The organism is Microbacterium sp. 22303, assembly GCF_052045265.1.
Taxonomy (GTDB): Bacteria; Actinomycetota; Actinomycetes; order Actinomycetales; family Microbacteriaceae; genus Microbacterium.
Window position 1 is genome coordinate 254,628 of sequence record NZ_JBQEOQ010000001.1, and the last position, 20,567, is coordinate 275,194.

Consider the following 20,567-nt stretch of genomic DNA (forward strand, 5'->3'; position numbering starts at 1 on the left):
AAGCTTCTCCGCACCGTCACCCCGTGTGCGGAGGATCCGTCCGCGGCGCAACCGTCCGCGTGACTGCGCCTGCGCCCCGAGTCCGGCAGAACCTGCCGAGCCCGGGGCGCAGGCGTGTCTCAGGGGCGGATGATCGGGATCATCCCGGTCTCGGCGGCGACGCGCCGGCGATACAGGGCGCGCTGCTCGGGCAGCGACAGGTCGAAGACCACGGCGAGCACGCGGATGATCGCGGTCAGGACGATGCCGATGATCGCGGCCGGCACGATGCCCATGCCGAGTGCGTGCGCGACCACGATGAAGGCGCAGCCCGCGCCGGCGGCGACCGCGTAGAGGGAGCCGACGTGCATGATCGACACCGGCAGGCCCATGAGCATGTCGCGGAGGACACCTCCGCCGGCGGCGGCGCAGACGCCGATGAACACAGCGGGGACCTCGGGCAGGCCGAACGCGATCGCCTTGCTCGTGCCGAAGGCGCCGAACATGCCGATCACCACGGCGTCGAGGCCGACGACCACGGCGTTCAGGCGCTGGAAGAGGCCAGCGAGCAGCATGCCGATGAGCGCCGCGCCTCCGGCGGTGAGCAGGTACCAGTTGCTGTGCAGCGATGCGGGCGGCTGGCCCAGCAGGATGTCGCGGATGAGACCGCCGCCCATGCCGATCATGATCCCGATGATGGCCACGCCCAGCAGATCCAGGCGGCGTTCACCCCGGAAGCCGCTCGCGAACATGGCGCCCTGCACGCCGCCCAGGCCCACGCCCAGCAGATCGGCCCACAGCGGGATGGTGAAGGTCGGTTCGGTCACAGCTCTATTGTCCCCGGGAGTGGGATGATCGAGGAATGCCCACCTACCGAGACGAAGCGGTGATCCTGCGCACCCACAAGCTCGGTGAGGCGGACCGGATTGTCACGATGCTCTCGCGTGCACACGGCAAGGTCAGGGCCGTGGCGAAGGGGGTGCGCCGCACCTCGTCGAAGTTCGGCTCGCGTCTCGAGCCGTTCATGGTCGCGGACGTGCAGCTGTACCAGGGGCGTTCGCTCGATATCGTGCAGCAGGCGGAGTCGCTCGGATCCTATGGCGCCGACATCGCCCTGCACTACGACCGCTACACGGCGGCGAACGCCATGGTCGAGACGGCCGATCGGCTGAACGACGCCGAAGCGACGCCCGAGCAGTATCTGCTGCTCGTGGGCGGGCTGCGGGCTCTCGCGCGCGGCGAGCACGCCTCCCGCAGCATCCTGGACTCCTACCTGCTGCGCGTCATGGCGCTGTCGGGCTGGGCGCCGTCGTTCGACGACTGCGCGCGCTGTGCGAAGCCCGGATCGCACACGGTGTTCGTCGCCCAGATGGGCGGCATCGTCTGCGATGAGTGCGCACCCGCGGGCAGCCCGCGCATCCCCGCCACGGCGCTCGATGTGCTGCGCGCCCTGATCGCGGGGGACTGGGAGCGGGTCGACTCCGCCTCCGTCCGCGACACAGCCGCCGCATCCGGCCTCATCGCCGCATACGCCCAGTGGCATCTCGAGCGGGGGATCCGCTCGCTCTCGCTCGTGGAGGGAACCCGTTGAGCCCCAAGCCGTACACGCACAAGGACGCCGTCCCGTACCGTCCCCTGGACTGGACCGGAGTGCAACCGCCCGCGTTCCCGGCCGTGCCGAACCATGTCGCGATCGTCATGGACGGCAACGGCCGCTGGGCGAACCGCCGCGGACTCAACCGCATCGAGGGGCACAAGGCGGGGGAGGAGGTGCTGCTCGATGTCGTCGCCGGCGCCATCCAGGCCGGCGTCAAGCACCTCAGCGTGTACGCGTTCTCCACCGAGAACTGGGCGCGTTCTCCCGAGGAGGTGCGCTTCCTCATGGGCTACAACCGCGACGTGCTGCACCGTCGCCGCGACCAGCTCAACGAATGGGGCGTGCGGATCCGCTGGGCGGGGCGCAAGCCGCGCCTGTGGGGCTCCGTCATCAAGGAGCTGGAGTACGCGTCCGAACTGACGCGCGGCAACGACACCCTCACGCTCACGATGTGCATCAACTACGGCGGACGCGTGGAGCTCGTGGACGCGATGCGCGCGATCGCCGAGGACGTGAAGGCAGGGCGGATGCGCCCGAGCGCGATCACCGAGAAGGCGATCCGCCGGCACCTGTACATCCCGGACATGCCGGATGTGGACCTGTTCCTGCGCAGCTCGGGAGAGCAGCGCACCTCGAACTTCCTGCTGTGGCAATCGGCCTACGCGGAGATGGTGTTCCTGGACACGCTGTGGCCGGACTTCTCCCGCGAAGCGCTGTGGCGTGCGATCGGGATCTACCTCGCCCGGGACCGTCGTTTCGGCGGTGCTGTCGACACGCCGGATGCGCTCGAAGAGGCCTGAGTCGGACTGATCGTCTGTCACGGGTACCACCACTTCCCGGCCCGACGTCACACGTTGGTCGACGTGCGCACCACGCCCCTCCCTGACCTCACGCGCCTCCCTGACCTCACGCCTCGGCCAGGGGCGGTGTGCCACCTGGCAGCCTCTCGGCCCTGATGTCCCTCCCCCCCCGGGGCCTCGGCGGGCACCTCACCCCGCCTGACGTCGGCCTCCACGAGGTCCGCTCAGACGACGGGGCGGAATCGTTTCGGCGGCGGGTCCACGTCGCCCCAGGCGTAGCGGAGTGGAAGCCGCGTGTGCAGCACGATCCGTTCGCCGCCTCGACTGTGCAGCACGAACTCATCCGTCCCGTACCGGGTGATCCGCCACCCGCCGTGATGCAGCTGCATATGGTGGAACCGACAGAGCAGGATCCCACGATCGATGTCGGTGCGTCCGTCGTCGCGGGCCCATTCGTCGATGTGGTGCGCTTCGCAGTACGACGCCGGGCGGTCGCAGCCGTTCCATCGGCACCCGCCGTCGCGGATCGCGAGGCCGATCCGCTGCCGCGGGGTGAACAGGCGTGATTCCCGCCCGACGTCGAGCGGATTCCCGCACGAATCGACGGTCACGGGAACGGATCCGGCCTCGCAGATCCGCCGTTCGGCCACCGCCGCGGGCAGCATAATCAGCCCGTCCTCCGTCATCGCCACCGGCGCGGGGACACCGTGCTGGTCGATGGTCTGCACCAGTCGAACTCCGGCCTGCCGCGTGCCGAACACGGCTTCCGGTTCGGCGAGGGCGCCGGCGCGGAGCAGATCCAGCAGCAAGTCGTAGGAGAGCTGGTCGTTCGTGCGCGGATCCGCTACCAGGTCCGCGGCCCGCGCGCTCTCGTCCGCATCGACGAACCGAGGTCCGCCGCGCCGAGGACGGAGCGCAGAGGCGAAGATCGTCTCGACGAAAGCGCCGCCCTCGTCATCGAACGCGATCGATGCCCGTCGCATCCCGTCGGCGTCGAACCATGTGCGGAACGCCCGCCTCTCATGCCGCGCCAGGAACCGTTCTTCCGCGCCCTCGGGATCGAGCAGATCTCGGATCGCCCGCGCGGAGGAGGCCAGCTCCTCCACCGTCCGCCGAGCCGCCTCATCGATCAGCTGCGCCGCGGCGTGCCCCCACGCTTCGGCGGCGCCCTCGGGCGGATCGGCGAGTCCGCGGCGGATCGCGTCGAACTGCGAAGCGGTGAGAAGCCCGTCGTTCAGCGCAGCCCGCAGCACCTGCCGCCAGTTCCGCGCGACGGGTTCCTCCGCCGTCGGCTCGCTGGACGCCTCGCCTTCCTCGAAGGGACCGGAGTCATCGCTCGGCCGGTCATCGTCGCAGGCCTCGTCGCGGTCGGCATCCTCGCTCCCGTGCGCGTCGTCGAAGGCAGACCCATCGGTTTCGCCCGTCTCATCCGAGAGTTCGCCCACGTCATCGACCTCGCTCGTGTCGAGGAGCGCCTCTCCGACCCGCACCTGCCGTGCCGCCTCACCTTTAGTCAGGCCGCCGAGCTCTTGCACCAGCGATGCCGCCGACCTGTGCCCGAACCGTTGCGCGAGCCCGGATTGACCGGCCTCCCGCGAAGAGCGGGTGGCGATCACTCCGGCGCTGATCACCTCGATCTGCTCGACGAGCCGCCTCACCTCACCGGCCTCGCGACGAACTGCGACGATGTCTGAGTCTTTCAAGGCCGCGAGTACGGCGGCGGTGTCGGAAGCGCTCGCGCCTGCACGGATCCGCCCTGCCAGGGTCGGGATCTGCGCCGCGATCGCTTCCAACGTCGTCATGCCCTGATTCTCCTCCGGGCTACCGACATTCGAATTACCAGATCACCCCACGAATTCGATCTGTGGAATCTTGCGTCAACGATCCACCTGTGGAGAACGATCGACCCACGCCTCTTGCCGCGCGTGCCACGCGCTTCGCCCAGTGATCCACGCGCAGCCGCCGCCCGTTCCACTCACCGGCGCCGCGCAGTCAGGCACATCCAGACCGACCGAGAGCGCGCGTCTTCCGCCCCGTCCGGTAGACTGTCTCCTGCGAAGGGGAGTATTCCGACTTCACGCGATCGTCATCACGAGGCCCGCTGACGGGCCTCCGGGCGCGTGACCGCTGATCTGCGGGGAAGAGACTTTCGGCCGTTGACCGACCCCCTCGAAAGGCCCCTGTGGACGTTCCCGTCTGGTTCGAAGTCGTCTCGCTCGCCGTCCTGCTGCTGATCCTGATCGGCGACCTACTGATCGTGCGGTGGCGCCCGCACATCCCCTCCACCAAGGAGTCCACCCTCTGGGTGGTGTTCTACGTAGCGCTCGCCCTGGGCTTCGCGGGCCTCCTGCTGGCGGTCGCCGGCGGACAGCACGCAGGGGAGTTCCTCACCGGCTGGGCGCTGGAATACAGCCTCTCGATCGACAACCTCTTCGTGTTCGTGCTGATCATGGCCCAGTTCTCGGTGCCGCGGAAGCTGCAGCAGGAAGTGCTGATGGTGGGCATCATCATCGCCCTGGTGCTGCGCGGCGTCTTCATCCTGCTCGGCGTCACGATCATCGAGAACTTCGCCCCGGTCTTCTACCTCTTCGGCGCCTTCCTCATCTGGACGGCGATCCGTCAGGCGATGCCGGAGAAGGCACAGGAGGACGAGACAGCCGCGAAGGAGAGCTTCGCCGTCCGGCTGGTGCGACGCATCGTCCCCGTCAGCGATGAGTTCGACGGTCCGAAGCTGCGCACCATGGTCGACGGCAAGCGTGTCTGGACGCCGATGATCATCGTCTTCGTCACGATCGGCGTGACGGATCTGATGTTCGCGATCGACTCGATCCCGGCCATCTTCAGCATCACGCAGAACAGCTTCCTGGTGTTCACCGCGAACATCTTCGCCCTGATGGGACTGCGCCAGCTCTACTTCCTGCTCGGCGACCTGCTCGACCGGCTGCGCTACCTGCACTACGGCATCGCCGTGATCCTCGCCTTCATCGGCGTGAAGCTCGTGCTGCACGCGATGCACGAGAACAGCGTGCCGTTCATCAACGGCGGCAAGCCCATCGAGTGGGCGCCCGACGTTCCGATCTGGCTGTCGCTCACCGTGATCGTCGTCGCGATGCTCGGCGCCACCGGCGCGAGCCTGATCGCGTCGGGGCGCGAGAAGCGTCAGGAGCGCGCGCTCGCGGAGTGACCCGTCCGGTGCTTCGCCCGGTCAGGGTGGGTGGGAAACACCCACCCTGACCGGGGGTAAACTCGTGGCCATGCAGGCGGTGCAGCTTCTCCTTAGCAGCCGCGGCGAGACCTCGATCTAGGCCTCTCTCGCCGCGGAGTCTCGCGTGGGCCGCACCTTGACCCTCTGGAGAAGCAACGCATGAATGACGCAGCCCCCCGCCCCCGGACGCTGGCCGAGAAGGTCTGGGACGACCACCTCGTGGTGAAGGGCGAGAACGGCGAGCCCGACCTCATCTACATCGACCTGCACCTGGTGCACGAGGTCACCAGCCCTCAGGCCTTCGACGGGCTGCGGGCCGAAGGGCGCCCGCTGCGCCGGCTCGACCTGACGATCGCCACGGAGGACCACAACACTCCGACGCTGGCCATCGACAAGCCGATCGCCGACCTCACCAGCCGCACGCAGATCGAGACGCTGCGCCGCAACGCCGAGGAGTTCGGTGTCCGCCTGCACTCCCTGGGCGACGCGGAGCAGGGCATCGTGCACGTGGTCGGACCGCAGCTGGGGCTGACCATGCCCGGCATCACCGTGGTCTGCGGCGACTCGCACACCTCCACGCACGGAGCATTCGGCGCCATGGCGTTCGGCATCGGCACCAGCGAGGTCGAGCACGTCATGGCCACCCAGACGCTGCCGCTCAAGCCGTTCAAGACCATGGCGATCACCGTCGAGGGAACGCTGCGCCCCGGCGTCACAGCGAAGGACATCATCCTCGCCGTGATCGCCAAGATCGGCACGGGCGGCGGACAGGGCTATGTGCTCGAGTTCCGCGGCAGCGCCATCCGCGCCCTCTCCATGGAGGGGCGCATGACGATCTGCAACATGTCGATCGAGGCCGGCGCCCGGGCGGGCATGGTCGCCCCGGACGAGACCACCTTCGCGTACGTGCAGGGCAAGCCGCACGCGCCGCAGGGGCAGGACTGGGATGACGCGGTCGCGTATTGGCGCACGCTCCCGACCGATGAGGGGGCGACGTTCGACGCCGAGGTGTTCATCGATGCCGACGAGCTGGAGCCGTTCGTGACCTGGGGCACCAATCCCGGTCAGGGCAGTTCGCTGTCCTCCGCGGTTCCGGACCCCGCGCAGATCGCCGATGCCAACGAGCGCAGCGCGGCCGAGCGGGCTCTCGAGTACATGGATCTGACGCCGGGCACTCCGCTGAAGGACGTGAAGGTCGACGCCGTGTTCATGGGATCCTGCACGAACAGCCGGATCGAGGATCTGCGCGCCTTCGCGTCGGTCATCAAGGGCAAGAAGAAGGCCGAGGGCGTGCGCGTCATGGTCGTGCCCGGTTCCGCCCGTGTCCGCCTGGAGGCCGAGGCGGAGGGGCTCGACAAGGTCTTCACCGAGTTCGGCGCCGAATGGCGGTTCGCGGGCTGCTCGATGTGCCTGGGCATGAATCCCGACCAGCTCGCGCCCGGTGAGCGCTGCGCGTCGACGAGCAACCGCAACTTCGAGGGCCGCCAGGGCAAGGGCGGGCGCACGCACCTCGTCTCGCCCCTTGTCGCGGCGGCGACCGCCGTGCGCGGCACCCTGTCCAGCCCGAGTGACCTGAACGAGACGGCGGAGGCCTGAGCATGGAGAAGTTCACCACCCACACCGGTGTCGCAGCGCCGCTGAAGCGATCCAACGTCGACACCGACCAGATCATCCCGGCGGTCTTCCTCAAGCGGGTCACCAAGACCGGCTTCGAGGACGCGCTCTTCCACGCCTGGCGTCAGGACCCCGGGTTCGTGCTCAACCAGGAGCCGTTCCGGAACGCGTCCGTGCTCGTCGCAGGCCCCGACTTCGGCACCGGATCCAGCCGTGAGCACGCCGTCTGGGCGCTGCGCGACTACGGATTCAAGGTCGTGCTGAGCCCCCGTTTCGCCGACATCTTCCGCGGCAACTCGGGAAAGCAGGGTCTGCTCGCCGCGACCGTCGACGAGGCCGACATCGAGCGGATCTGGGCGCTGATCGACGAGGATCCCGGGAAGGAGATCACGGTCGATCTGGAGGCGCGCACCGCCACGATCGGCGACTTCCAGACCTCCATCGGGATCGACGATTACACTAGATGGCGGCTCCTCGAAGGGCTCGATGACATCGGGCTCACGCTGCGCAACGAAGACAAGATCGCGCAGTTCGAGGCCCGTCGCGAGTCGTGGCGGCCACGTACGCTTCCTGTTCTCTGAATCGGACGCGGCCGTGAGCCTAGGGCATCCGCCCGGCGGCTCCGGCCGCGCTCGTTCCACAAGAAGAGGCCCTGAATGACGACACCGCTGCACGAGACCACGCTCGCTTCGAAGCCTTCGGGCGATGTCCTGGCAATCCGCGGCGGACGTCCACTGCACGGCAGGGTGGACGTGAAGGGCGCGAAGAATCTCGCGACCAAGGCGATGGTGGCCACCCTCCTCGGCGAGACCGCGAGCACCCTGCGAGACGTCCCCGACCTCTCCGACGTCGCCGTTGTCCGCTCGCTGCTCGAGGTGCATGGCGTGCGCGTCACCGAGGGCGACGAGCCCGGCGCGCTGATCTTCGACCCGAGCGAGGTCGAGTCGGCGCACTTCGAGGAGATCGACGCCCACGCGGGCGCCTCCCGGATCCCGATCCTGTTCTGCGGCCCGCTGCTGCACCGCCTGGGCCAGGCGTTCATCCCCGACCTCGGCGGCTGCCGCATCGGCGACCGCCCGATCGACTTCCACCTCGACGCGCTGCGCAAGTTCGGCGCGACCGTCGAGAAGCTGCCCAGTGGCATCCGGCTGTCCACGGGCGGCAGCCGCCTGCACGGCGCCAACATCCACCTGCCGTACCCGAGCGTCGGAGCGACCGAGCAGGTCCTCCTGACCGCGGTGCGCGCGGAAGGCACGACGGAGCTGCGCAACGCGGCCATCGAGCCGGAGATCATGGATCTGATCGCGGTGCTGCAGAAGATGGGCGCGATCATCTCCTACGAGCCCAACCGGGTGATTCTCATCGAGGGCGTGGAGAAGCTGCGCGGCTACGATCACCGCTCGATCTTCGACCGCAACGAGGCTGCGTCCTGGGCGTCGGCGGCGCTCGCGACCGACGGCGAGATCTTCGTCGGCGGCGCCAAGCAGCAGGAGATGCTGACGTTCCTCAACGTCTTCCGCAAGGCCGGCGGCTGGTTCGACGTACGCGAGGACGGAATCCTGTTCCGCCGCGACGGCGAGCTCAAGCCGGTGATCGTCGAGACCGACGTGCACCCGGGCTTCATGACCGACTGGCAGCAGCCGCTCGTGGTCGCGCTCACGCAGGCGCGCGGCCGTTCGGTGGTGCACGAGACGGTGTACGAGAACCGGATGGGCTTCACCGGCGCGCTGATCAAGATGGGCGCGGACATCGTCGTGCACCCGCACGGTCTCCAGGACGGCCCGCGTCGTGTGGCGCGTCGCGACCTCGAGCAGGCCGCGGTCATCACGGGCCCGACGCCGTTGCACGGCGCGGACATCGTGGTGCCCGACCTGCGCGGCGGCTACAGCCACGTCATCGCCGCGCTCACCGCGACCGGCGAGTCGAGGGTCTCCGGCGTCGACATCCTCAGCCGCGGCTACGAGAAGTTCCTCGACAAGCTCACCGCGCTGGGCGCCGACTTCGACGTGATCGGCTGACATGCGCGCGACCGCCGAGAAGACACGCCCGAGCCTGTTCTGGTTCCTCGGCGTCTTCGTGGTGCCGTTCGTCTCGTTCCTGGCGAAGATCCGAATCCGCGGCGCCGAGAGGCTGCCCCGCGAAGGCGCCTTCGTGCTGGCGCCGAACCACTACTCGGAGTTCGACCCGCTGATCGTCGCGGTCGCCGTGTGGCGGCTCGGCCGCGCGCCCCGTTTCATGGCGAAGGAGAGCCTGTTCCGCGTGCCGGTCCTGGGCTGGGCGCTGCGCGGCACGGGGATGATCCCCGTGGCCCGGGCCTCGTCCGCAGCGGCGGCGAAGCAGACGCTGGTGCAGTCCGAGGAGCTCGTGAAGCACGGACGCGGGGTCATCGTCTACCCGGAGGGCACGCTCACCCGGGATCCGGAGCTGTGGCCGATGCGCGGCAAGACCGGTGCCGTCCGTCTCGCCCTCGCCGGCGAGATCCCGCTGATCCCGATGGCGCAGTGGGGCACGCAGAACATCATGGGCCGCTACCAGAAGGGCCTCCGCCTCTGGCCGCCGCGCAAGAAGGTCGACGTGCTCATCGGGGATCCGGTCGACGTCTCCGACCTGTACGGTCGAGGAGGCGAGCGTGCCGCGCTCGTGGAAGCGAACGACCGGCTCATGGCCGCCATCACGGTGCTCCTGGAGGAGCTCCGCGGCGAGAAGGCTCCCGCCGAGCGGTGGAATCCGACCGAGCACGGCCAGAAGGAGACGGGGCGTCTTGACTCCTAGGAACGCGGCCCCGCGCACCGCCTCGATCCCGCTCGGGCCGCGCGTGACGGTGATCGGTGCCGGGAGCTGGGGGACCACCTTCGGAAAGATCCTGGCCGACGGCGGCGCGCAGGTGACGATGTGGGCGCGCCGACAGGAGCTGGCCCACGAGATCGCCGAGGCGAAGCGCAACTCGCAATACCTCTCCGGCATCAACCTGCCACGATCGATGACGGCCACGCATCACCTGGCCGAGGCGATCCAGGGCGCCGAGCAGGTGTACCTCTCGGTGCCGAGCCAGACGCTGCGGGAGAACCTCAAGGCACTGCGTCCGCTGTTGCAGAACTCCGACGTCCCCGTGGTCAGCCTCATGAAAGGCGTCGAGAAGCGCACCGGCCTGCGGATGAGCCAGGTCATCGAGCAGGAGCTGCGCTGCGACCCCGACCGGATCGCGGTCGCGAGCGGCCCCAACCTGGCGCTCGAGATCGCGCGCGAGCAGCCCACCGCGGCCGTCATCGCCTCCAACAGCCAGGAGACGGCCGACATCGTGGCGCGCACCGCGCGCAACCACTACTTCCGCAGCTTCGTGAACACCGACGTGATCGGTACGGAGTTCGGCGGCGTGCTGAAGAACCTGATCGCGGTCGCCATCGGCATCGTCGACGGCGTCGGCTACGGCGAGAACACCAAGGCGTCGATCATCACGCGGGGTCTGGTCGAGATGACCGACTTCGCGGTGGCGAACGGCGCACAGCCGGGGACCCTGCAGGGTCTGGCCGGCCTCGGCGATCTGATCGCGACGTGCCAGTCGCCGCTCAGCCGCAACAACACCGCCGGGCGCCTGCTCGGTCAGGGATACAGCTTCCAAGACGTGGTCAAGCAGATGCAGCAGACAGCCGAGGGACTCGCGTCCGTCGCGCCGATCCTGCAGCTGGCCCGCGCCGCCGGCGTGGAGATGCCGATCGTCGAGCAGGTGAAGATGGTGCTGGACGGCACCATGGATCCGCGCGACATCGCCCCCCATCTGACCACCGACGACGACACCCCGCAGGGGGAAGGGACGGGCAATGGACAAGCAGACGGTGGTGGTGCTCTTCGGAGGGCGCTCCAGCGAGCATTCGATCAGCTCCGCCACGGCGGGAGGGGTGCTCCGCGCCCTTGACCGGGAACGCTACGACGTCATCCCCGTCGGGATCACCCGTGAAGGAGCGTTCGTCCTGGAGGACGACGAGCCGGACAAGTTCCCGCTCGACGCCGCGCATCTGCCCGAGGTCGTGGACAACGGCACTCGGATCCAGTGGCCGGAGCCCGGCGGGATCCGCACGCTGCGCGTGACGCGCGCCGACGGCACGATCGAGGACCTCGGCGCGATCGATGTGGTGCTTCCCCTGCTGCACGGTCCGCACGGCGAGGACGGCACACTGCAGGGTTACTTCGACACGCTCGAGGTGCCCTACGCCGGCGGCGGGGTGCTGGATTCCGCGCTGTGCATGGACAAGCACTTCATGAAGGTCGCGCTGCAGGCCGCTGGCATCGCCGTGGCGCCCTGGATCACCGTGCGCGCGCGGCAGTGGGCGCAGGATCCCGAGAGCGTGCGCGCTGCCGCGGCCGGGCTCGGATCGCCGCTGTTCGTGAAGCCGGCCCGTGCCGGGTCGAGCGTCGGCGTCTCGAAGGTGACGGATCCCGCGGAGTTCGACGAGGCCATGCGGATCGCTCTGGCCGAGGACGACAAGGTGCTCGTGGAGACCGGAGTGGTCGGCCGTGAGATCGAGGTGGCGATCCTCGAGGGCGCCGAGGGACCGCGTGCTTCGGTGCCGGGCGAGATCGTGCTGACGTCCCGGGGCTTCTACGACTTCGAGGGCAAGTACCTCGGCGGAGACGGCGTGGACGTGGTCTGCCCGGCAGAGCTGGACGAGGCCGAGATCGGCGCGATCCAGGACGCCGGCATCAGCGCGTTCGAGGCGGTCGACGGACGCGGTCTCGCACGCGTCGACATGTTCCTCACGGCCGACGGCACCCTCGTCGTGAACGAGCTGAACACGATGCCCGGCTTCACTCCGATCTCGATGTTCCCGAAGTGCTGGATCGCCTCGGGGCTCAGTTACCGCGATCTCATCACCGAGCTGATCGAGGCGGGTCTGCGGCGCTGATCCTGCCCTCTTGCGCGCTCTTCGGCGCAGGGGCATCCTGGCGTTCTGCAACGCCCGTGCCGAGGGGAGGATGCGGTGGACATCATCGCGCTGACCTCCTTCCTCGCGGTGGTCCGTCATCGCCATTTCGGGCGCGCGGCGGCGGAACTCGGGGTGTCGATCTCGGCCGTGACCAAACGGGTGCAACGGCTGGAGACGGAACTCGGGATCCCGCTCATCGAGCGGGACTCCGGAGGCGTGTTCGGGCTCACCGCGGCAGGGCGCCGGTTCCTCCAGTTCGCGCCGCGGGTGCTGGAGGCTGCTCAGGCCGCGCAGCTCGCGGCCGTCGCGGAGCCGACAGAGCGGTTGCGCGTGGCGTTCCCCGCCGGCGTGGATGCGGTGGCCCCGCTGATGCCGGCTGCACTCGCGACGCTCGAACTCGCGCTCTCGCACGCCTTTCCCGGCGTCGGCGTCGTGCTCGTGCCGACAGCATTCGAACGGCTGGATCCTGACCTGGCCGACGGCACCGTCGACGCCGCGCTCACGTTCGGCGTCTCGGAGTCCGAAGAGGTGTCCTCGACACGGCTCGGGGAACTGCGGCGCGTCGGCCTGATCCCGACCGGACACCCGTACACCCATCGACGCAGCGTGCCGGTGGCGGAGTTCGCCCGGCAGCCGCTGCTGTATTCTCCGGAGCTGCCGGCGAGCTACATGGATCCGTTCGTCCTCGCGGACGTCCGACCGCTCGCCGACGCGGCGCTGGTCCGGCTGCCGGCGTCGCGAACGTCGGATGTCGCCGGGCAGCTGCTCGTGGGGTCCGGGATCACCGTGGTTCCCGCTGCCCTGGTCGCGGCCCTGCCGCCCGCGTTGAAATGGGTCGAGCTCGACGGTGTCCCGGCGTGCTGGTACTACATGCATCATCGGTCAGCGGACGTCAGACCCGAGCTCCTGGCGATGATCGCGCTGTTCGCGGACTTCACCGAGGCGATCACCCGGGCCGCACCGTCCGCGCGACGCTGAGCGATGCCGGGCGTTCGTCCGCTGTTTCCGCAGAGGAAACGATCCCGCGGACCACCCGCTTCCCTGGTAGAACGTCAGCATGATCCGGCCGCGATGTGCGGCGCGGCGTCGTGGGGCGCGAGAAGGAGCGGTCATGAGCGCGACGAGGCGAACAGGAGTGGTGCTGCCGATCGCGATCGGCGCGGTCGGGGGCCTCGGCTGGGCCGCCTCCATGCGCGGCATGATGGCGCAGCTCGCCGGCTTCGAGTCGGAGTTCCATTGGCTCGGAACGTTCGGCTTCATCCTGGTGCCGGGAACGATCATGGGCGCTCTGTTCGGCTGGGCCTTCGCCCGCCGGATCGCGCGCCGCCGGCGTAGAGCCGCCTGGCTGACGCTCGCGCCGTTCGTCATGCTCGCGGATCCGGCGACCCTGCCGCTGCTGGCGGCGTTCATCGGCGCCGGCTTCCTGTTCTCCGACCGAAGCCGGCCGTGGGTGCGCCGGCTCGCCGGGGTCTCCTCGTTCGTGTTCCTGGCCGCGGTGCCGATCGGTGCGGCGTTCGTCATCGGCGTCACGACGCCGCACGGCGCATGGCTGACGATCCAGCTCGCCACGCTGATCTGGATCCCGGCGCTCGCCGAGATCCTCCTGCAGCACGGGCCCGATGACGATCATCCCGCGGTCGATCCGGTACCGACGGCGTCGTTGACGGGAGCGGCGGGCGGCGCGCCCGACTGAACCGTCCTGAGCGCTCGCGTCAGCCGGCCGGAGTCGGAGCCGGTGTCGCCGTGTCCGCCCCGGGCCGATCGGTGCAGGCGTGCGTGGCGGGGATGGTCGCGATCGCCGCAGCGAGGCTCTTATTGCCGATCACGTCATTGGCGCTGACACCCTTGCCCGGTGCATCGGGCTTGCTGTTGATGTAGAGCTGCACGGCGGGCTTGCGGCCGTACGTGGTGAGCGTGAGATAAGGGCTCTTGGAATCGTCCACGAGCCAGTCGATGCCCTGCAGGGAGATGCACTGCAGAGCGCTCGTCGGCTCCGCCTCCGGCAGGCCGCAGGTGAGCAGCACCACGGAGGGGTCGCCCCACGCCGCGGTGGCCTGGGCATCCGTCCAGCGCCGATCGTGCCCGTCGATCGACGGGACGTTGCTCAACCGCACCGACACATCCGCGCAGCGCGGGTCGTTCGCGTCGTCCGCGGGGTTCAGATGCACCGTCGAGCTGCACCCGGCCAGCAGCGCCGTCGCGAGCACGAGGACGGTGGCGACGGAGAGACGGCGGGGCATCCCTCCAGGCTACCGTTGAGAGCATGGTGGACCTTTCAGCTCCCGGATCCGATGTGACCGCGGAGGCTCCCCGATCCGACGATCCGATGATCGGCGAGGTGAGCGAGGGACGCGTGCTGCGCACGATCCTGGCGCGCACGCCCGCGGGGCGCGACACTGTGCTCGGTCCGGGAGACGACGCCGCCGTGATCGCCGCGCCCTCCGGTTCGGTCGTCGCGACCACCGACACGCTCGTGGAGGGGCCGGACTTCCGCGCGGCCTGGTCGAGCGGTTACGACCTGGGGTGGAAGTCGGCGGCCGTGAATCTCGCGGACATCGCCGCGATGGGGGCGCGCCCGACGGCGCTGCTCGTGGCGCTCGCGGTGCCGAAGGATCGTCGGCTCTCCTTCGTCGCCGCGATCGCCGACGGCTTCCGCGAGGCGTGCGCCGCGCTCGCTCCGGGATGCGCGGTCGTCGGCGGCGATCTGACCGTGTCGGCGACGCTGATGATCGCCGTGACGGCGCTCGGGGACTTGGAAGGGCGTGCGGCTGTCACACGGGCCGGCGCCCACGTGGGGGATGACCTCGCGATCGCGGGCGAGATGGGCCTCGCCGGGCACGGCCTCTCCGTGCTGTTCCGGCGCTTCCACCCCGACGGCGTGGCGGTGCCGGTGGTCGCCGCCGCCCTGACGGAGGGCGAGGCCGATGCGATCGCCGCCCAATTGCGCCCCGCGCCGCCGATCGGACTCGGCCCGATGGCCGCGATCGCCGGGGCCACCGCGATGATGGACGTCTCCGATGGCCTCGCGTTGGATGCGGGCCGCATGGCCGAGGCCTCCGGCGTGACGCTCGCGCTGGAGCGATCTGCCCTGGGGGCGCATCCGCACCGGGCGCTCGCCGGCGGCGAGGACCACGCCCTGCTCGCCACGTTCCCTCCGGGGATGCTGCCGCCGGGCTTCCGGCGGATCGGATCCGTGGTCGCGGCCGTGACCGACGCTCCGGTGCTGTGCGACGGCGAGCCGGTCGGCCCGCTCGGCTGGGACCCTTACCGCGATGCGGGAGCCGACGCTCCGCACTGATCGACGGTCAGGACGCGCCCGGCTCCGCCCACCACAACGCGGTGTCTCCGTAGGCCTTCTCGCGGATGAGGGCGAGGCCGGCGGCGGCGAGATCCGGCGGAGTGGAGCGCTTCGCGCGCTCGATGACGACGACGGCGTCGGGGGAGAGCAGGGGAGCGAGCGCCACCAGGTCGGCGTTCATCTCGGCGTCGGTCAGATCATAGGGCGGGTCGGAGAAGACCAGGTCGAACAGTCCCGTGGCGCGGACGAGGTATGCATGCACGGAGGACTCCTGCACGGTCGTCCTCCCCGCGGCGTCCCCGCCCAGCGCCTTGGAGACGGCAGCCGCATTGCGGCGGATCACGGCTGCGGCGCCGCGTCCTCGTTCGACGAGCACGGTGCTGCGGGCGCCGCGACTGAGCGCTTCCAGGCCCAGGGCGCCGGATCCGGCGTACAGGTCGAGCACGCGCGCATCGGCGATCGCGTCCATGGAGGCGAGAGCGCCGAACAGCGACTCGCGCACCCGATCGCTCGTCGGCCGCGTCCCCTGTCCCGGCACTTCCAGGCGGGTGCCGCCGGCGGATCCGGCGATGATTCTCGTCACCTGTTCACCTTATGCGCCGCGACTCATTCGCCGCGGAGGGCACGGAAGGGAGCAGGATAGGAGCGTGCCCGAGAGCCTCGCCGATCTGACCCGCATGCCGCAGCCGCAGTTCATCGAAGCGGGGGAGGGCGTCGCGATCGCCACCTACGTCTGGGGAGAGCTCGAGGGCCCTGTGGTGCTCATCGTGCACGGCTTCGCCTCCAGCACGCGCGACAACTGGGTGCTCACCGGGTGGATCCGGATGCTGCAGCAGGCAGGCTACGGCGTGCTCGGTGTCGACCAGCGCGGGCACGGCGCGAGCGAGAAGCCGCACGATGCCGTCGGCTACAACGTGCGCACGCTCGCATCGGACGTCGAGCAGGTCCTGGACACCTACCTCGTCGACGACGCGTTCTACGTCGGCTATTCGCTGGGAGCGCGGGTGGGTTGGCAGGTCCTTCAAGACCTCGGCGACCGGATCCCGCGGGCGGTGCTCGGCGGCGTGCCAGACGGGATCCCGCTCGGCCGGCTCGATCTGGACCAGGTGCGCCGCTTCATCGACGAGGGCACGCCGGTCACGGATCGGGTCACGCAGAACTACATCGCGCTGACGGAGCGCGTCCCCGGCAACGACCTGAGCGCGCTGATCGCGCTCGCCCAGGGCATGCGGGAATCGGGATCGATGGATCCGGACCCCGCGACGGCGCCGACGCAGCCGGTGCTCTTCGCGACCGGGTCCGAGGACGCCGTGATCGCTGGTTCCGTGCGACTCGCGGAGGCGACGCCGCAGGGACGGTTCTTCGAGATCCCCGGCCGGCATCACTTCAACGCACCGGGGTCGAAGGCGTTCCGGGAGGCAGCCCTGGAGTTCCTGCAGGAGAACTGACCAGGCGCTGCCCCGGGTCGTGGACGAGGGCGGTGTCCGCGCGCCGTTCTAGACTTCTGAGCATGCCGCTCCGTCTCGACTCGCCGCTCGCTGTCGCGGTCGGCGACGGGAATGCGAAGACGCTGCAGAAGGCCTTCGGCATGAGCACGGTGTGGGATCTGCTCTCGCACTACCCGCGCCGGTACGCCAACCGAGGCGAGCTCACGCCGATCCTCGATCTCCCGAAGGGTGAGACGGTCACGATCGTCGCCGAGGTGATGAAGGTCGACGTCCGCGACATGAAGAATCGCCGCGGGGCGATGATGACGGTCGACATCGGCGACGGCGTCGGCCGCATGGTGCTGACGTTCTTCGCCAAGTTCCGCGGACAGCTCGAATGGCGCGAGAAGGAGCTGCGGGTCGGCAGGCGCGGGGTGTTCACCGGCAAGGTCGGCGACTACCGCGGCGTGACGCAGTTCGCGCACCCGCAGTACGAGATGTTCGACGATGAGCTGCGCGCGCGCACTCAGGCCGATGTGCTGGTGACCACGCCGCTGCCGATCTACCCGGCCACGGCGGCCCTCACCACGTGGCAGATCGAGAAGATGATCGGCACGGTGCTGGACGAGCTCGGGCCGGTGCCGGAACCGGTCCCCGATGCGGTGCGCCTCCAGGAGGGGCTCGTCGACGCCCGCGTTGCGCTGGAGCGCATCCACCGGCCGAGCACCAAGGACGAGATCGCTCCGGCGATCCGCACGCTGCGGATGCACGAGGCGCTCACTCTTCAGACGGCGCTCATGCAGCAGCGCTATCTCGTGCGCATGCTCGACGCCACCGCTCGCCCGGCGAAGCCGGGCGGGCTGCTGGAGCGCTTCGACGCCGCGCTGCCGTTCGAGCTCACGCCCGACCAGGAGTCGGTGGGCGAGACGATCGCCGCGGATTTGGTCGGCGGCGCGCCCATGAACCGGCTGGTGCAGGGAGAGGTCGGATCCGGAAAGACGCTGGTCGCGCTGCGCGCCATGCTTCAGGTCGCTGAGACGGGCGGTCAGGCGGCGCTGATCGCGCCGACCGAGGTGCTCGCGGCTCAGCACCTGCGTTCGATCACGAAGATGCTCGGGCCGAAGCTCGCCCCCCTGGTGATGCCGACGCTGCTCACGGGGCAGATGTCCGCGCCCGAACGGCGCAAAGCTGCGCTGCGCGTCGCGGCGGGCCAGGCACTCATCGTGGTGGGCACGCATGCACTGCTCGGGGAGAAGACGACCTTCGCTGATCTGGGGCTCGTGGTGGTCGACGAACAGCATCGCTTCGGCGTCGAGCAGCGGGAAGCGCTGCGTGCCAAGGGCACCAGCCCGCACGCGCTGGTGCTGACGGCCACCCCGATCCCGCGCACGGTCGCGATGACCGTGTTCGGCGATCTCGACATCTCGGTGATCCGCACGATGCCGAGCGGGCGCGCAGGCATCGAGACCTTCGTCGCGCCCCTCGCCGACCACCCCGGCTGGTTCACCCGGGTGTGGGAGCGCGCCGCGGAGGAGATCGAGAAGGGGCGCCAGGTGTTCGCCGTGTGCGCCGCGATCGATACCGATGACGGCGCGGAGGAGGCGGACCAGGAGCACTTCGCGGATGAGGAGCAGGAGAGCCGCGGACCGCGCTGGGGGGTGGTGCAGCTGCTGGCCGCGCTCAGCACGCACCCGAAGCTGGGCGCGGTGCGCATCGCCGGTCTGCACGGCCGTATGGCCGCGGACGAGAAGGACGCGATCATGCAGGCCTTCGCCCGTGGCGAGATCGACCTCCTCGTCGCGACCACCGTGATCGAGGTCGGTGTCGACGTGCCGAATGCCTCGACCATGATCGTGCTCGAGGCCGACCGTTTCGGTGTCTCCCAACTGCACCAGCTGCGCGGCCGCATCGGTCGCGGCGGGGTGCCCGGCCTGTGCCTGCTGGTCACCGAGGCCGAGCAGGGCACGCCGGCCCGCGACCGGGTCGATGCGGTGGCCGCGACGCTCGACGGCTTCGTCCTCGCCGAGGTCGACCTCGACCTGCGCGGCGAGGGCGACGTGCTCGGAGCGCGCCAGTCGGGTGCGAAGTCGTCGCTGAAGCTGCTGCGGGTCATCAAGGACGCGGATCTGATCGCCCAGGCCCGCGCGATCGCCGAGGAGATCATCGAGGCGGATCCCGCGCTGCAGCAGCACGACGGGCTGCGCGCGGCGATGGCGCAGCGCCTCAGCATCGACGATCGTGCCGCCCTCGCCAAGAACTGACTCCTCCCGCGCGGCCCCCTGAGCGCGTCGGAGGGCGCTCGTCGAACGGCGCATGCGGCTGACGCAGAGATCCGCGCCGCTAGGCTGGGCGCATGAGCGCTCGGATCGCCGTCGTCCCCGGTTCCTTCGACCCGCCGACCCTCGGCCACCTGGACGTCATCCGACGCGCCGCCGCCCTCTACGACGAGCTGCACGTGCTGGTGGTGCACAACCCCGACAAGCAGGCCATGCTGCCGGTGGCGCAGCGACTCGCACTGCTGGAGGAGTCGATCGCAGAAGCCGGCGTGACGGGCACCGTCATCGTCGGATCCTGGAGCATGGGTCTGCTCGTCGACTACGCCCGCGATGTGAACGCGGGTGTGCTGATCAAGGGCATCCGCTCGCAGGTCGACGTGGCGTACGAGTCGCCGATGGCGATCGTGAACCGCCACCTCGCCGACATCGAGACCGTGTTCCTGCTGCCGGATCCGGCGCACGCCCTGGTCTCCAGTTCGCTCGTGCGGCAGGTCGCCGCGCTCGGCGGCGACGTGTCCCCGTTCGTGCCGCCGGCCGTCGCGCGCTTCCTCGACACCGGTGCCCGCGGCATCTGAACGGCAGCCCGCCGGTCCCTGAGCCCATCGGAGGGCCCGGCCTCCGCCCAGGTGCGCCCAGTAGACTGAACCGGTGAAGACCCGACGCAAAGGACCATTCTCGCTGTCCGCGCACGACATCGTTCGTCGACCCGGTGAGATGCGAGAGTTCCGGATGACGATTCCTCTGCCTGAGCAGTGGGGCGAGGGTCTCGTCTCCGTCGAGAAGGGCGAGGGACTCGATCTCGACGTCCGGCTGGAGTCCGTGCACGAGGGGATCCTCGTCACCGGCGAGGTCGATTCGACGTACCGCGGAGAGTGCGGTCGATGCCTGAATCCGATCGAAGAGCCTGTCGAAGTCGAGTTTCAAGAGCTTTTCGCGTACCCTGGAGAGGAAGCGAACGACTTCGAGGTTCAAGACGACCACGTGGATCTTGAAACTCTGGTCAGGGACGCGGTGGTTTTGGCGCTCCCGTTTCAGCCGGTGTGTCAGCCGGATTGCCCTGGACTCGACCCCGAGACCGGCGAGCGGCTGACCGGAAGCGCCGGGAAAGAGCAGGACGCTCCTGTCGATCCTCGATGGGCTGCGCTCCAGCAGATCACAGACCACGACGGCACCGTCGAAAAGCAAGCAGCAGAATAACTGCGCGCCCAGAGCACAGAAAGTAGCAAACCATGGCCGGTAACCCCCCGAAGCGCAAGGTCTCCCGTTCGAACACCCGCTCGCGTCGCGCGCAGTGGAAGGCGGAGGCTCCTGCCCTCGTCAAGACCATCGAGAACGGCAAGGTCGTCTACAGCCGTCCTCACCAGGCGAAGGTCGTCACGGACTCGCAGGGCACCGAGCTGTTCCTCGAGTACAAGGGCCGCAAGGTCGCCGACGTCTGATCGATCCGTC

General features: G+C 69.4%; 21 protein-coding genes. 17 read left to right on the forward strand and 4 right to left on the reverse strand.

Annotated features, from left to right (window positions below):
* Nucleotides 1-119: 119 nt before the first annotated feature.
* A complete protein-coding gene (locus tag ACTJI8_RS01170; RefSeq protein ID WP_440731588.1) occupies nucleotides 120-806 on the reverse strand; it encodes a trimeric intracellular cation channel family protein in 687 nt (228 codons plus the stop codon).
* A 35-nt stretch (nucleotides 807-841) separates the two neighbouring features.
* On the opposite strand from ACTJI8_RS01170, the gene recO reads away from it, so the two are divergent.
* A complete protein-coding gene (recO, locus tag ACTJI8_RS01175) occupies nucleotides 842-1,570 on the forward strand; it encodes a DNA repair protein RecO (RefSeq protein WP_440731589.1) in 729 nt (242 codons plus the stop codon).
* The gene (locus tag ACTJI8_RS01180; RefSeq protein ID WP_440731590.1) at nucleotides 1,567-2,376 is read left to right on the forward strand and encodes an isoprenyl transferase; all 810 of its coding nucleotides are present in this window, start codon (nucleotides 1,567-1,569) and stop codon (nucleotides 2,374-2,376) included. The genes recO and ACTJI8_RS01180 overlap by 4 nt, the downstream gene beginning before the upstream one ends.
* Before the next feature lie 224 nt (nucleotides 2,377-2,600).
* Here the strand turns inward: ACTJI8_RS01180 and ACTJI8_RS01185 are convergent, their stop codons facing one another.
* Nucleotides 2,601-4,178, reverse strand: a complete 1,578-nt coding sequence (locus tag ACTJI8_RS01185) for a DUF222 domain-containing protein (RefSeq protein WP_440731591.1) — start codon at nucleotides 4,176-4,178, stop codon at nucleotides 2,601-2,603.
* Between the two features lie 380 nt (nucleotides 4,179-4,558).
* On the opposite strand from ACTJI8_RS01185, the gene ACTJI8_RS01190 reads away from it, so the two are divergent.
* The 9 genes from ACTJI8_RS01190 (at nucleotide 4,559) to ACTJI8_RS01230 (ending at nucleotide 13,810) form a co-directional block, all read left to right on the forward strand.
* Nucleotides 4,559-5,560 carry a TerC/Alx family metal homeostasis membrane protein gene (locus ACTJI8_RS01190; protein ID WP_440731592.1) on the forward strand — a complete coding sequence of 334 codons (1,002 nt, stop codon included), beginning with the start codon at nucleotides 4,559-4,561 and terminating at the stop codon, nucleotides 5,558-5,560.
* A gap of 180 nt (nucleotides 5,561-5,740) precedes the next feature.
* Nucleotides 5,741-7,177: a 3-isopropylmalate dehydratase large subunit gene (leuC, locus tag ACTJI8_RS01195; protein ID WP_440731593.1), complete on the forward strand. Its 1,437-nt coding sequence runs from the start codon at nucleotides 5,741-5,743 to the stop codon at nucleotides 7,175-7,177.
* 2 nt (nucleotides 7,178-7,179) lie between these two features.
* Complete coding sequence (gene leuD, locus ACTJI8_RS01200; RefSeq protein ID WP_440731594.1) at nucleotides 7,180-7,776, forward strand: 3-isopropylmalate dehydratase small subunit; 597 nt, start codon at nucleotides 7,180-7,182, stop codon at nucleotides 7,774-7,776.
* 75 nt (nucleotides 7,777-7,851) lie between these two features.
* A complete protein-coding gene (murA, locus tag ACTJI8_RS01205) occupies nucleotides 7,852-9,213 on the forward strand; it encodes a UDP-N-acetylglucosamine 1-carboxyvinyltransferase (RefSeq protein WP_233309300.1) in 1,362 nt (453 codons plus the stop codon).
* Nucleotide 9,214: 1 nt separating this feature from the next.
* Nucleotides 9,215-9,967, forward strand: coding sequence for a lysophospholipid acyltransferase family protein (locus tag ACTJI8_RS01210; protein WP_440731595.1), 753 nt, complete (start codon nucleotides 9,215-9,217; stop codon nucleotides 9,965-9,967).
* Entirely contained in the window at nucleotides 9,957-11,108 is a 1,152-nt protein-coding gene (locus ACTJI8_RS01215) for an NAD(P)H-dependent glycerol-3-phosphate dehydrogenase (protein WP_440731596.1), read from the forward strand. Before ACTJI8_RS01210 ends, ACTJI8_RS01215 begins: the two co-directional genes overlap by 11 nt.
* Nucleotides 11,014-12,096: a D-alanine--D-alanine ligase family protein gene (locus ACTJI8_RS01220; RefSeq protein WP_440731597.1), complete on the forward strand. Its 1,083-nt coding sequence runs from the start codon at nucleotides 11,014-11,016 to the stop codon at nucleotides 12,094-12,096. Before ACTJI8_RS01215 ends, ACTJI8_RS01220 begins: the two co-directional genes overlap by 95 nt.
* 75 nt (nucleotides 12,097-12,171) lie before the next feature.
* Nucleotides 12,172-13,095 (forward strand): LysR family transcriptional regulator, encoded by a 924-nt coding sequence (locus tag ACTJI8_RS01225; RefSeq protein WP_440731598.1) that lies wholly within the window; start codon nucleotides 12,172-12,174, stop codon nucleotides 13,093-13,095.
* A 133-nt stretch (nucleotides 13,096-13,228) separates the two neighbouring features.
* The gene (locus ACTJI8_RS01230; protein WP_440731599.1) at nucleotides 13,229-13,810 is read left to right on the forward strand and encodes a hypothetical protein; all 582 of its coding nucleotides are present in this window, start codon (nucleotides 13,229-13,231) and stop codon (nucleotides 13,808-13,810) included.
* 19 nt (nucleotides 13,811-13,829) lie between these two features.
* Here the strand turns inward: ACTJI8_RS01230 and ACTJI8_RS01235 are convergent, their stop codons facing one another.
* A complete protein-coding gene (locus ACTJI8_RS01235) occupies nucleotides 13,830-14,357 on the reverse strand; it encodes a DUF3515 domain-containing protein (protein ID WP_440731600.1) in 528 nt (175 codons plus the stop codon).
* 23 nt (nucleotides 14,358-14,380) lie between these two features.
* Between ACTJI8_RS01235 and thiL the strand changes: the two genes are divergently transcribed.
* Complete coding sequence (gene thiL, locus ACTJI8_RS01240; RefSeq protein ID WP_440731601.1) at nucleotides 14,381-15,415, forward strand: thiamine-phosphate kinase; 1,035 nt, start codon at nucleotides 14,381-14,383, stop codon at nucleotides 15,413-15,415.
* 7 nt (nucleotides 15,416-15,422) lie between these two features.
* Here the strand turns inward: thiL and rsmD are convergent, their stop codons facing one another.
* Nucleotides 15,423-15,998: a 16S rRNA (guanine(966)-N(2))-methyltransferase RsmD gene (gene rsmD / locus ACTJI8_RS01245; RefSeq protein WP_440731602.1), complete on the reverse strand. Its 576-nt coding sequence runs from the start codon at nucleotides 15,996-15,998 to the stop codon at nucleotides 15,423-15,425.
* A 94-nt stretch (nucleotides 15,999-16,092) separates the two neighbouring features.
* Between rsmD and ACTJI8_RS01250 the strand changes: the two genes are divergently transcribed.
* The 5 genes from ACTJI8_RS01250 (at nucleotide 16,093) to rpmF (ending at nucleotide 20,557) form a co-directional block, all read left to right on the forward strand.
* Nucleotides 16,093-16,863 (forward strand): alpha/beta fold hydrolase, encoded by a 771-nt coding sequence (locus ACTJI8_RS01250; protein ID WP_440732420.1) that lies wholly within the window; start codon nucleotides 16,093-16,095, stop codon nucleotides 16,861-16,863.
* A gap of 62 nt (nucleotides 16,864-16,925) precedes the next feature.
* Nucleotides 16,926-19,103 carry an ATP-dependent DNA helicase RecG gene (locus ACTJI8_RS01255; protein WP_440731603.1) on the forward strand — a complete coding sequence of 726 codons (2,178 nt, stop codon included), beginning with the start codon at nucleotides 16,926-16,928 and terminating at the stop codon, nucleotides 19,101-19,103.
* Between the two features lie 92 nt (nucleotides 19,104-19,195).
* On the forward strand, nucleotides 19,196-19,693 hold the full coding sequence (gene coaD / locus ACTJI8_RS01260; RefSeq protein ID WP_440731604.1) for a pantetheine-phosphate adenylyltransferase: 498 nt from the start codon (nucleotides 19,196-19,198) through the stop codon (nucleotides 19,691-19,693).
* 139 nt (nucleotides 19,694-19,832) lie between these two features.
* On the forward strand, nucleotides 19,833-20,315 hold the full coding sequence (locus tag ACTJI8_RS01265; protein WP_440732421.1) for a YceD family protein: 483 nt from the start codon (nucleotides 19,833-19,835) through the stop codon (nucleotides 20,313-20,315).
* A gap of 32 nt (nucleotides 20,316-20,347) precedes the next feature.
* The gene (gene rpmF, locus ACTJI8_RS01270) at nucleotides 20,348-20,557 is read left to right on the forward strand and encodes a 50S ribosomal protein L32 (RefSeq protein ID WP_013586329.1); all 210 of its coding nucleotides are present in this window, start codon (nucleotides 20,348-20,350) and stop codon (nucleotides 20,555-20,557) included.
* The last annotated feature ends 10 nt before the right edge of the window (nucleotides 20,558-20,567 follow it).

Excerpts from the sequence above, each read along its gene's own strand:
- recO (WP_440731589.1), top strand. The coding sequence starts at position 842 with ATGCCCACCTACCGAGACGAAGCGGTGATCCTGCGCACCCACAAGCTC.
- ACTJI8_RS01185 (WP_440731591.1), bottom strand. The coding sequence starts at position 4,178 with ATGACGACGTTGGAAGCGATCGCGGCGCAGATCCCGACCCTGGCAGGG.
- leuC (WP_440731593.1), top strand. The coding sequence starts at position 5,741 with ATGAATGACGCAGCCCCCCGCCCCCGGACGCTGGCCGAGAAGGTCTGG.
- leuD (WP_440731594.1), top strand. The coding sequence starts at position 7,180 with ATGGAGAAGTTCACCACCCACACCGGTGTCGCAGCGCCGCTGAAGCGA.
- murA (WP_233309300.1), top strand. The coding sequence starts at position 7,852 with ATGACGACACCGCTGCACGAGACCACGCTCGCTTCGAAGCCTTCGGGC.
- ACTJI8_RS01210 (WP_440731595.1), top strand. The coding sequence starts at position 9,215 with ATGCGCGCGACCGCCGAGAAGACACGCCCGAGCCTGTTCTGGTTCCTC.
- ACTJI8_RS01220 (WP_440731597.1), top strand. The coding sequence starts at position 11,014 with ATGGACAAGCAGACGGTGGTGGTGCTCTTCGGAGGGCGCTCCAGCGAG.
- ACTJI8_RS01230 (WP_440731599.1), top strand. The coding sequence starts at position 13,229 with ATGAGCGCGACGAGGCGAACAGGAGTGGTGCTGCCGATCGCGATCGGC.
- ACTJI8_RS01235 (WP_440731600.1), bottom strand. The coding sequence starts at position 14,357 with ATGCCCCGCCGTCTCTCCGTCGCCACCGTCCTCGTGCTCGCGACGGCG.
- thiL (WP_440731601.1), top strand. The coding sequence starts at position 14,381 with ATGGTGGACCTTTCAGCTCCCGGATCCGATGTGACCGCGGAGGCTCCC.
- ACTJI8_RS01250 (WP_440732420.1), top strand. The coding sequence starts at position 16,093 with ATGCCGCAGCCGCAGTTCATCGAAGCGGGGGAGGGCGTCGCGATCGCC.
- ACTJI8_RS01255 (WP_440731603.1), top strand. The coding sequence starts at position 16,926 with ATGCCGCTCCGTCTCGACTCGCCGCTCGCTGTCGCGGTCGGCGACGGG.
- coaD (WP_440731604.1), top strand. The coding sequence starts at position 19,196 with ATGAGCGCTCGGATCGCCGTCGTCCCCGGTTCCTTCGACCCGCCGACC.
- ACTJI8_RS01265 (WP_440732421.1), top strand. The coding sequence starts at position 19,833 with ATGCGAGAGTTCCGGATGACGATTCCTCTGCCTGAGCAGTGGGGCGAG.
- rpmF (WP_013586329.1), top strand. The coding sequence starts at position 20,348 with ATGGCCGGTAACCCCCCGAAGCGCAAGGTCTCCCGTTCGAACACCCGC.